Source organism: Paraburkholderia sp. MM5496-R1 (genome assembly GCF_050436205.1).
GTDB classification, from domain to species: domain Bacteria; phylum Pseudomonadota; class Gammaproteobacteria; order Burkholderiales; family Burkholderiaceae; genus Paraburkholderia; species Paraburkholderia tuberum.
In genome coordinates, this window is sequence record NZ_JBNDLT010000002.1 from 2974777 (window position 1) to 2985000 (window position 10224).

At 64.6% G+C, this 10224-nt stretch carries 11 protein-coding genes (1 of these 11 only partly in view); 2 read left to right on the plus strand and 9 right to left on the minus strand.

Annotated elements, in window-relative coordinates; genetic code table 11:
* Window positions 1-7 precede the first annotated feature (7 nt).
* From OKW38_RS20780 to rpe, 4 genes are all read right to left on the minus strand, one after another.
* Complete coding sequence (locus OKW38_RS20780; protein ID WP_090802015.1) at window positions 8-625, minus strand: aminodeoxychorismate/anthranilate synthase component II; 618 nt, start codon at window positions 623-625, stop codon at window positions 8-10.
* A gap of 13 nt (window positions 626-638) precedes the next feature.
* Window positions 639-2132 (minus strand): anthranilate synthase component I, encoded by a 1494-nt coding sequence (gene trpE, locus OKW38_RS20785; RefSeq protein ID WP_429362897.1) that lies wholly within the window; start codon window positions 2130-2132, stop codon window positions 639-641.
* A 376-nt stretch (window positions 2133-2508) separates the two neighbouring features.
* Entirely contained in the window at window positions 2509-3225 is a 717-nt protein-coding gene (locus OKW38_RS20790; protein ID WP_184065695.1) for a phosphoglycolate phosphatase, read from the minus strand.
* A gap of 13 nt (window positions 3226-3238) precedes the next feature.
* Window positions 3239-3922, minus strand: coding sequence for a ribulose-phosphate 3-epimerase (gene rpe / locus OKW38_RS20795; protein ID WP_018420129.1), 684 nt, complete (start codon window positions 3920-3922; stop codon window positions 3239-3241).
* 329 nt (window positions 3923-4251) lie between these two features.
* Between rpe and apaG the strand changes: the two genes are divergently transcribed.
* Complete coding sequence (apaG, locus tag OKW38_RS20800) at window positions 4252-4626, plus strand: Co2+/Mg2+ efflux protein ApaG (RefSeq protein WP_184009102.1); 375 nt, start codon at window positions 4252-4254, stop codon at window positions 4624-4626.
* Window positions 4627-4771: 145 nt separating this feature from the next.
* Here the strand turns inward: apaG and OKW38_RS20805 are convergent, their stop codons facing one another.
* Entirely contained in the window at window positions 4772-4945 is a 174-nt protein-coding gene (locus OKW38_RS20805; RefSeq protein WP_167368587.1) for a hypothetical protein, read from the minus strand.
* Window positions 4946-4961: 16 nt separating this feature from the next.
* Here OKW38_RS20805 and mltA point away from each other — a divergent pair, with 16 nt between their 5' ends.
* Window positions 4962-6080 carry a murein transglycosylase A gene (mltA, locus tag OKW38_RS20810; protein WP_429335361.1) on the plus strand — a complete coding sequence of 373 codons (1119 nt, stop codon included), beginning with the start codon at window positions 4962-4964 and terminating at the stop codon, window positions 6078-6080.
* Window positions 6081-6258: 178 nt separating this feature from the next.
* On the opposite strand, the gene paaK is transcribed toward mltA, so the two are convergent.
* The 4 genes from paaK to paaN form a co-directional block, all read right to left on the minus strand.
* The gene (gene paaK, locus OKW38_RS20815; protein ID WP_090802009.1) at window positions 6259-7563 is read right to left on the minus strand and encodes a phenylacetate--CoA ligase PaaK; all 1305 of its coding nucleotides are present in this window, start codon (window positions 7561-7563) and stop codon (window positions 6259-6261) included.
* A 112-nt stretch (window positions 7564-7675) separates the two neighbouring features.
* Window positions 7676-8137, minus strand: coding sequence for a hydroxyphenylacetyl-CoA thioesterase PaaI (gene paaI, locus OKW38_RS20820; protein WP_090802007.1), 462 nt, complete (start codon window positions 8135-8137; stop codon window positions 7676-7678).
* 1 nt (window position 8138) lies between these two features.
* The gene (gene paaG / locus OKW38_RS20825; RefSeq protein ID WP_429362898.1) at window positions 8139-8930 is read right to left on the minus strand and encodes a 2-(1,2-epoxy-1,2-dihydrophenyl)acetyl-CoA isomerase PaaG; all 792 of its coding nucleotides are present in this window, start codon (window positions 8928-8930) and stop codon (window positions 8139-8141) included.
* A 166-nt stretch (window positions 8931-9096) separates the two neighbouring features.
* Window positions 9097-10224: the 3' portion of a phenylacetic acid degradation protein PaaN gene (gene paaN / locus OKW38_RS20830; RefSeq protein WP_429362899.1), read on the minus strand. 573 nt of this gene lie beyond the right edge of the window; only the last 1128 of its 1701 coding nucleotides appear in the window; its start codon lies beyond the right edge, outside the window; its stop codon occupies window positions 9097-9099.

Below are 10224 nucleotides of genomic sequence, written 5' to 3' on the forward strand. Positions count from 1 at the left end.
CTTTGTGTCAGGCATTGCGGGACGCCGCGTGACTCGAGGCCTTGCCGGCGACGGCGAGCTTCGACTGCTTGACGAAGTTTTCGAGCAGCGCGTGGCCGTGTTCGGACAGGATCGATTCCGGGTGGAACTGCACGCCTTCCACGGCCAGTTCCTTGTGGCGCACGCCCATGATTTCGCCGTCTTCAGTCCATGCCGATACTTCGAGGCAGTCGGGCAGCGATTCGCGTTCGATCGCGAGCGAGTGGTAGCGCGTCACCGTGAAATGCTTCGGCAGGTCTTCAAATACGCCCTTGCAGTCGGTTTCGATCGTGCTGACCTTGCCATGCATGATGGTCTGCGCGCGCACGACGCGGCCGCCGAACGCCTCGCCGATCGCCTGATGGCCGAGGCACACGCCGAGAATCGGCGTCTTGCCGGCGAATTCGCGCAGCACGTCGAGCGTGATGCCCGCGTGTTGCGGATTGCTCGGGCCCGGCGACAGGCAGATGCGCTCGGGGTTCAGCCTGGCGATTTCGTCGAGCGTGATTTCGTCGTTGCGATAGGTGCACACGTCTTCGCCGAGTTCGCCGAAGTACTGCACCAGGTTGTAGGTGAACGAGTCGTAGTTGTCGATCATGAGCAGCATGGTGTGTCTCCGGTCAGAAGTCGCTATCGAGGCCGTCCTGGACCTGCTCGGCGGCGCGCATCACCGCGCGTGCCTTGTTCTCGGTCTCCTGCCATTCGGATTCGGGCACCGAATCGGCGACCACGCCCGCGGCCGCCTGCACATACAGATTGCCGTTCGCGATCACGCCGGTGCGGATCGTGATGGCCAGATCCATCTCGCCGGTGAACGACAGATAGCCGACCGCCCCGCCGTACAGGCCGCGCTTGACGGGCTCGAGCTCGTCGATCAGCTCCATCGCGCGGACCTTCGGCGCGCCCGACAGCGTGCCGGCCGGGAAGGTGGCGCGCAGCACGTCGAAATTGGTCATGTCGTTCTTGAGCTTGCCTTCGACCGAGCTGACGATGTGCTGCACGTGCGAGTACTTCTCGATCACCATCTTGTCGGTCACGACCACCGAGCCGATCTGCGCGATGCGGCCGACGTCGTTGCGCGCGAGGTCGATCAGCATCACATGCTCGGCGATTTCCTTCGGATCGTTCAGCAGCTCGGTAGCAAGCGCGGCATCGCGCTCGGGCGTGTTGCCGCGCGCACGGGTGCCGGCCAGCGGGCGGATCGTGACGATACGGTCCTCGCCGCGCTTTTCCTGGCGCACCAGAATCTCCGGCGACGCACCGACCACGTGGAAGTTGCCGAAGTTGTAGTAGTACATGTACGGCGACGGATTCAGCGAGCGCAGCGCGCGATACAGCGACAGCGGATTGTCGCGGTACGGCTTGATCAGGCGCTGGCCGACCTGCACCTGCATCAGTTCGCCGGCGGCGACGTATTCCTTCGCCTTGCGCACGGCCGCCAGGTAATCGTCTTTCGCGAACTCGCGGTAGATCTCGGTGCGTACGCTGGCCGACACGACGGGCGGCTCGACGGTGACGCGCAGCCGCTGGCGCAGTTCGCGCAGACGGTGCTTCGCTTTCGTGTAGGCCTCAGCCTGGGTCGGGTCTGCGTAGACCACCAGATAGAGCTTGCCGGCGAGGTTGTCGATGACGGCGACTTCCTCGGTCAGCAGCAGCTGGATGTCGGGCAGATTGAGGTCGTCTTTCGGCGCGCTGTGCGCGAGCTTCTTCTCGATATAGCGCACGGCGTCATAGCCGAAATAGCCGGCGAGACCGCCCGTGAAGCGCGGCAGCCCCGGGCGTTGCGCGACCTTGAAGCGCGCCTGGAATTGCTGGATGAACGCGAGCGGATCGCCGTCGTGCGTCTCGACGACCTTGCCGTCGCGGACCACTTCCGACACGCCGTTGCGCGTGCGCATGAGAGTCCGCGCCGGCAGGCCGATGAACGAATAACGCCCGAAGCGTTCGCCGCCGACCACCGACTCCAGCAGGAACGAGTTCGCGCCGTTGCGCTCGGTCTGCGCGAGCTTCAGGTACAGCGACAGCGGCGTCTCGAGGTCGGCGAGCGCTTCGGCGATCAGCGGGATGCGGTTGAAACCCTCGTTGGCGAGGGACTGGAATTCGAGTTCGGTCATGTTCCGATCCTGTACGGTGGTCCGGCGGCAGCAAGCGACGGGCAAAGCGGGGCTAAGCGCCTCCGGTCAGGGCGTGGGTCGACGTTCTCGACACAATGATACCGACCGGCGCGGGTCTTCCATCGGCGCGCGCTAGCGGTGCGGGTGAGCAACGGTACCTTGCGGGTACGCGCAGGCTCAATCAGCCGATGCAGCTGCGCAAAAACAGATCGATGGAAAAAGCGCGTGAGCGCAGCGAAGTAAAAAACGGTTGCCGAAGACGAGCTTCAGCGTACCTCAGGCGAGGTTAGCGCGACCAGCGACGCCAGGGCCAGGCTCCCCGGTCGATGCTAATCAGACTCCGTTTTTTATTCAGAAACATGAGGATGAAGGACTGTTAAGTCGTGGATTGATGCGCTGCGATCGCCCTGGCGGCGTCGAGCAGCGAGGCAACTATACCATCGGATTTTATCGTTTGTATAGCTTGGCCGTGGTTGTACCCGTAGGGCACGGTCAGCGTCGCCATGCCGGCCGCGCGGCCCGCCAGCGCGTCGTTTTCCGAGTCGCCGATCGCCACCGTGGCGCTCGGCTCGACGCCGAGCTGCGCGGCGGCGGTCAGCATCGGAAGCGGGTCCGGTTTCTTTTTCGCGAGACTGTCGCCGCCGAGCACGACGCTGAAATACGGTGCAAGCCGGTACTGCTGCAGCAATTCGAGCGCGAAGCGGTGCGGCTTGTTGGTCACGCAGGCGAGCTTCAGGCCCGCGTCGCGCAGCGCGCGCAGACCGGCCTCGACGTCTGGATAAAGCCGCGTGTGCACGCCGTTGATCTTCGCGTACTCGGCCTGATAGATCGCGAGCGCTTCGTCGAAGCGCTCTTGCGCGTGCTCGGCTTCGAAGCGCGGCGCAAGCACGCTGCGGATCAGATGCTCCGAACCCTTGCCGACGTAGCCGACCACTTCCTCGCGCGTCGTTTCCTCCGCGTCGAGCTGAGCGAGCATACCGTTCAGGCCGGCGGTGAAGTCGTCGGCCGTGTCGATCATCGTGCCGTCGAGGTCGATGATCGCGGCTTCGAGGCGCGCGCCGGTAAACGTCGGGGCGGGATACGAAGTGGTCATGAGGCGCTGGTTTTTAACGCTGGACGGTCGCGAGGGCGGCGCGCATCTTGTCGATCACGACCTTGTGATCGGGCTGGCCAAAGATCGCCGAGCCGGCCACGAACGTGTCCGCGCCGGCCGCCGCGATTTCCGCGATGTTGTCGACCTTCACGCCGCCGTCCACTTCGAGGTGGATGTCGCGGCCGGTGCGCTCGGTGTACGCGTCGATGCGTTTGCGCGCTTCGCGCAACTTGTTGAGCGCCTCGGGGATGAACGACTGGCCGCCGAAGCCCGGGTTCACCGACATGATCAGCACGAGGTCGACCTTGTCCATCACATGATCGAGATAGTTCAGCGACGTCGCCGGATTGAACACGAGGCCGGCCTTGCAGCCGTGGTCGCGGATCAGCGACAGGGTGCGGTCGATGTGATCCGACGCTTCCGGGTGAAAGCTGATCAGGTTCGCGCCGGCTTTCGCGAAGTCCGGCACGATGCGGTCGACGGGACGCACCATCAGGTGCACGTCGATTGGCACGTCCACGTGCGGGCGGATCGCTTCGCATACGAGCGGGCCGATGGTCAGGTTCGGCACGTAGTGGTTGTCCATCACGTCGAAGTGGATCCAGTCGGCGCCGGCGGCGACGACGTTGCGGACTTCCTCGCCCAGGCGGGCGAAGTCGGCGGAGAGAATGCTGGGGGCGATGCGAAATTGCGTCATGACAGGGGCCGATGCAAGCGGGAAAGCGCCATTTTACCGGTTTTGCGCGTGCAGACCGGGGTGCTGGCCGCGCGGTCGGCGTGGCGGAATCGCGCGATGAAACTTCGCAAAGTGCCGGCGCAAAAACGACATGGAGACTGGGCGCGGCAAAGCAGCCGTGTCCCAACGTCTTAGACACTGCTGGCCGAAAGGCGTATCTGGTTGCGGCCATGCCGCGCATCAAGCAGAATGCCATTCCATGAGCGCCGCATCGCCGCTGCACCCGCAGACCATTGGCGTTCGGGCCTTCCACGATTTTTCACAGCCCGTTTGATCAGATCGGAATCAGGATGAGCCAGTACGAATTCAGCGTCTCGGCGCAGGTGCACTACCTGCCCGAAGAATCGGACCCGGAGCGTCGCCAGTACGCCTTTGCCTACACGCTGACCATCCGTAACACCGGCCAGGTGCCCGCACAGTTGATCGCGCGTCACTGGATCATCACCGACAGCGAAAACACCGTCCAGGAAGTCAAAGGTCTGGGCGTGGTCGGTCATCAGCCGCTGCTCAAGCCGGGCGAGCATTTCGAATACACGAGTTGGGCAGTGATCGCGACGCCGGTCGGCACGATGCGCGGCGATTACTTCTGCGTGGCGGAGGATGGTGAGCGCTTCGAGGCGCCGGTGCCGGAGTTCGTGTTGCGCATGCCGCGAACGTTGCATTGAACCGGCGCGGTGTTGCGCGGTCTTTAATGAGTTCGTGTCGGCGCGCGGCGCAGCGGGCAGTTGAGTGGGTGGTTGGATGAGCGCTCAGACGAGCGCTTGATGCACGAGGGGTTGCGCGGTTCCGTATGCAACCCGCCGGTCAGGGTCACTGCGGCTTTTGCTGTTGGGACCGTTCCGCCGGCTTGGCACGTCGCGCTTTTTTCTTGCCAGACGACGTCCACACAACGATAAAGACGAGCAGGAACAGCGCGAGCAGCGATTCCAGCGCGAAGATGAGCATCGGGTATTCGTCAAACAAATCAGACATGGCGGTTTCCATCAAGAACGAACATTGTATGCGTTTTGTCCGCCGAGCCGGCGCGTGGGTCGGTGCATTGTCGGTTGCGGTGTTGCTTGCCTCCTGCGGCGGCGGCGGCGCGCTCCGGCCTTCGCCGCCGAGCGGCGCGGCGATCATCCCCGGCCAGATCGCGTCGTCGCGCTTGACCGCGGTTGCGTGGCAGCAGGTGCCGGGCTGGCAGGACGACTCGCTGATCGGCGCGACGGCCGCGTTGCGGCAAAACTGCACGAGGCTCGCGCGTCAGCCGAACTGGTCGCGTGCATGCGCGGCCGCCGCGCAAATCGACGATCTCGACGTCACCGGCGCGCGCGCCTTCTTCGAAGCCTACTTCACGCCGTTCCAGCTCGCGAATAGCGACGGCACGCTCGACGGTCTGGTCACCGGTTACTACGAGCCCCTGCTGCGGGGCTCGCGCACGCGGCATGGGGTATATCAGACCGCGCTGTACCGCTGGCCCGCCGGCTATCGCGCGGGGGCGCCGTTGCCGGCGCGTGCCCAACTCGAACGCTCGGGCGCGCTCAGCGGCAACGAACTCGTGTGGGTCGACGACCCGATCGAAGCATTCTTTTTGCAGGTGCAGGGCTCCGGGCGCATCGTGATGGAAGACGGCAGTGTGATGCGCGTCGGCTTTGGCGGTACCAACGATCAGCCGTACAAGTCGATCGGGCGCTGGCTGCTCGATCATGGCGAGATCACACCCGCGCAGGCGACGATGCAGGGCATCAAGGCATGGGCACGCGCGAATCCGACGCGCGTCGATGGATTGCTCGACACCAATCCGCGCTTCGTGTTTTTTCGCGAGATGCCGTCGGCCGAAAGTATGCCGAGCGGCGGCGCGGACGGCCCGATCGGCGCGCTCGGCGTGCCGCTGACGCCGGAGCGCTCGATTGCGGTCGACCCGAGCGCGATTCCGCTCGGCACGCCGGTGTTCCTGCAGACCACACGGCCGCTGACGAACTCGCCGATGAACCGCCTCGTGTTCGCGCAGGACACGGGCACCGCGATCAAAGGCGGCGTGCGCGCCGACTACTTCTGGGGCCTCGGCGACGGTGCCGGTGATCTGGCTGGCAAGATGAAGCAGGGTGGCCGGATGTGGTTGCTGCTGCCGAATTCGTGAGGCGGTGGGGCGCAGGCGGAAGCGTGACTGCCGTTTGAGTTACGGCGGTTTTCGGGAGGCGGGTTGGAGGCTGCCGCGAAGCCGCTAATAGAAGTCGTGGAAATCGGCGTCACGTTCGGATCAGGATCCGTGCGTGACGCCGTTTTTTGTTGGGCTCTTACGCTGCGCGTTGCCTGACTTAGAGCCCCGAACTGCGCTTGTCGACCACCCGCCGCGCCTTGCCCACCGAGCGCTCGATCCCATTCACGGCCAGCACGTTCACCACCGCGCTTACGCCAATCAGCGCCTTGATGTCGTACGCCAGCGCGTTTTTCGCGGTGGTTAGCGCGGAAATATCCGGCGCGCTTTCGGGGCACGGTTCGACGTTCAGCGTCAACACGTCGAGCGGCCCTTCCTTCGTCAGTACGATCTGATAGTGCGGCGCGAGCGCGTGCTGCTTGAGCAGCAACTCTTCGATCTGCGTCGGGAACACATTGACGCCACGGACGATCATCATGTCGTCCGAGCGGCCCGTGATTTTTTCCATACGCCGCATCGTGCGGGCGCTGCCCGGCAGCAGGCGCGTGAGATCGCGCGTGCGGTAGCGGATGATCGGCAGCGCTTCTTTAGTCAGCGACGTGAACACGAGTTCGCCGAGTTCGCCATCGGGCAGCACCTCGCCCGTTTCGGGGTCGATGATCTCGGGATAGAAATGGTCTTCCCAGATCGTCGGGCCGTCTTTGGTCTCGATGCACTCCGAGGCGACGCCCGGGCCCATCACTTCGGAGAGACCGTAGATGTCGACCGCGTCGATGCCCATGCGTTTTTCGATCGCCTCGCGCATTTCGTTGGTCCACGGCTCAGCGCCGAAGATGCCGATGCGTAATGAGCAGCTAGCCGGGTCGATACCCTGGCGCTCGAGTTCGTCGGCGATCGACAGCATGTAGCTCGGTGTCACCATGATGATGTCCGGCCGGAAGTCCTGGATCAGCTGCACCTGCTTTTCGGTCTGACCACCGCCGAACGGAATCACGGTGAGCCCCGCGCGCTCGGCGCCGTAATGCGCGCCGAGGCCGCCCGTGAAGAGGCCGTAGCCGTAGCTCACGTGCACCTTGTCGCCGCGCTTCGCGCCGGCGGCGCGTATCGAACGGGCGACGAGATTCGCCCACGTGTCGATGTCGCGCGCCGTATAGCCGACGACGGTCGGCTTGCCGGTCGTCCCAGACGATGCATGGATTCGCGAAATCTGCTCCGGCGGCACCGCGAACATGCCGAACGGATAGTTGTCGCGCAAATCCTTCTTCGTCGTGAACGGAAAGCGCGCGAGGTCCGCGAGCGACTTGACATCGCCCGGATGAACACCGGCTTCGTCGAACTTGCGCCGGTACACCGGCGAATCTTCATACGCATGGGTGAGTGACCATTTGAGCCGTTCAAGTTGGAGCGCGGCGAGCTCGTCGCGGCTGGCGGTCTCGATCGGATCGAGCGGAAGAGCGGTGCTCATCGAATGTCTCCTTGCTGCCTCAGTATCTGAGTTTGATATGTAACGCGTTGGCGTCAGAGAGCCACGCAGACAGTTGTCCGCGAGGGCGGCTCTGGCTTGCCGCCGCTCAATGTCAGTCGCCGGTGGGAATCAGGTTGCCCCTGATTTGCGCCGACTTGCCGCGAAACATCGCGACGGTCTCGCCGGCGCGATTCGTGACGCGAATATCGTAGATGCCAGTGCGCCCGCTCGATGTCTGCTCGACCGCTTCGGCGCTCAGAACGTCGCCGCCGTAAACCGGCCGGAGGTATTCGATCGAGCAGCCGGCGGCAACCGTATTGATGTTGTAGGTGTTGCAGGCGAACGCGAAGGTCGAATCGGCGAGCGTGAAGATCAGGCCGCCGTGGCAGATCTGATGGCCGTTCAGGAAGTCGTCGCGCACCGCCATGCGCAGCCGCGCATAGCCGGGGCGCACTTCGAGAATCTCGAGCCCGAGCGCGCGACTGCAGGCGTCGTTTTCGTACATCGCGGCAGCTGTCGCGCGGGCGAGTTCGTCGGCAGTCATCTGGTCGGGGCGGGTGGTTTGCGTGGACATCTCAACGCCCCTCGAAGCGCGGCGCGCGCTTTTCGATAAATGCCTGCACGCCTTCCGCGTAATCGTGCGAGGCGCCTAGTTGGCGCTGCAGATCACGCTCGAGATCGAGCTGCTGGTCGAGCGTTTGCGTTGTGCCGGCACGCATCGCCTGCTTGATCGCGGCGATCGCGCGCGTCGGTTGCTGGGCAAGCTGGGCCGCGAGTTTTGCCGCGGCCGGAGCCAGTTCGGCGTCGTCGAGCGCTTGCCAGATCAAGCCCCAGCTTTCGGCTGTGTCGGCGCTGAGCTTGTCGCCGGTGATCGCGAGGCCGAGCGCGCGTGCCATGCCAACGCGTTGCGGCAGGAACCACGACCCGCCCGAATCCGGCACGAGGCCGATCTTCACGAACGCTTGGATGAAACTCGCGGAGCGAGCTGCGAGCACCAGGTCGCAGGCCAACGCGAGATTGGCGCCCGCGCCGGCGGCCGTGCCGTTGACCGCGGCGATCACCGGAAACGGTAGCGCTTGCAGACGGCGGATCAACGGATTGAAGTATTCATCGATGACGGCGCCGAGGTCGGTCATCGCGCCGGGCGTGAAATCGAGGTCGGCGAGATCCTGGCCGGCGCAGAAGCCGCGTCCCGCGCCGGTGAGCACGAGCGCACGTGCGCCGGACTTTTCGACCTGGTCGAGTGCCGCGCCGAGTTCCTGATGCATCGCGCGCGTGAAGCTGTTGAGCTTGTCCGGGCGGTTCAGCGTGATGGTGGCGACGTGGCTCGATGAGTCGATGTCCAGCCGGATCGCTTCATATGACATGGGGTGTCTCCTCAAACTCTCTTTGGCCGATGGGCACGGTCGCTCGACTAGCGTCGGCGCGTGATGCCGATCCGATGTCTGATGTTAGACAGAGCGCACGACTCGGTCCATCCGCCGAACGGCATAGGACGAAGTCGTGCGTTGTGCTGAAGCCTTCTTATGCCGTTCAGCCAGCTACCGCGGGCGCCGCTTTCGGTTCAACATGAACGCGGCTTTGAACGACGCGGAAGCGGTTGGCGACGAAAGCGGCATCGGCAAGCGCGGCATTCGCGGCCGGGTTGGCGCCGGTGCCGTGAAAGTCCGAAAAAGCCGCGGACTGGTTGACGAACACGCCACCGGTCAGGTTGATCGACAGTGCGACGCCGCCGCGAATCGACGCTTCGTGCGCGGCGTCGAGCACGGCGTCGTCCGTGCTGTAGACCGCCAGCGTTAGCGCGCCGTGCTCGGCAGCAATGTCGCCAGCGAGGTCGAGTGACTGCGCGGTCGAGTCCGTCGCGATGACGAACGAGATCGGCCCGAACCATTCTCTCGTGAACTGGGCGCGGTCGGTCGAGGCGTCGAGTTCCAATACGAGCGGTGTGCGCACGCGAGCGGCCGGAAAGGACGGATGGTCGAGCGTCTGGCTCGCGACGAGAACGCGGCCGAGCCCGGCGGCTTCGTCGATGCGCTGCACGACGCCTTCGTTCTGGATCGCGCCGAGCAGTTCGACGGCGCGGGCCGGATCGGCGACGAGCTTTTGCACCGCGCCGGCAAGCGCCTGGGAGACATCGTCAAAGCTGAGCGTGCCTTCCGCGGTGCGAATGCCGTCTCGCGGTACGTAGATATTTTGCGGCGCGGTGCACATCTGGCCTGAGTACAGCGCCAGCGAGAACGCGATGTTGCGCGCGGCCGCCTTGATGTCGTCGACCGAGTCGATGACGATCTGATTGACGCCCGCTTTTTCGGTGTAGACCTGCGCCTGGTGCGCGTTGCGCTCGAGCCAGGTGCCGTTCTGGGTGCTGCCCGTGAAGTCGATCAGTTTGATCTCGGGGCGCTGGGCCAGTTGCTGGACGAGGGCGCCGTCGTTCGGGGCGGTGGCCAGCAGCGTGACGACGTTCGGATCGAAGCCCGCTTCGCGCAACACGTCACGCGCGATGCGCACGGTCAGCGCGAGCGGCAGGATCGCGCCCGGATGCGGCTTGACGATCACCGTGTTGCCGGTGGCCAGATCGGCGAACAGGCCCGGATAGCCGTTCCACGTCGGGAATGTGCAGCAGCCGAGCACGAGGCCGATGCCGCGCGGCACGACGGTGTA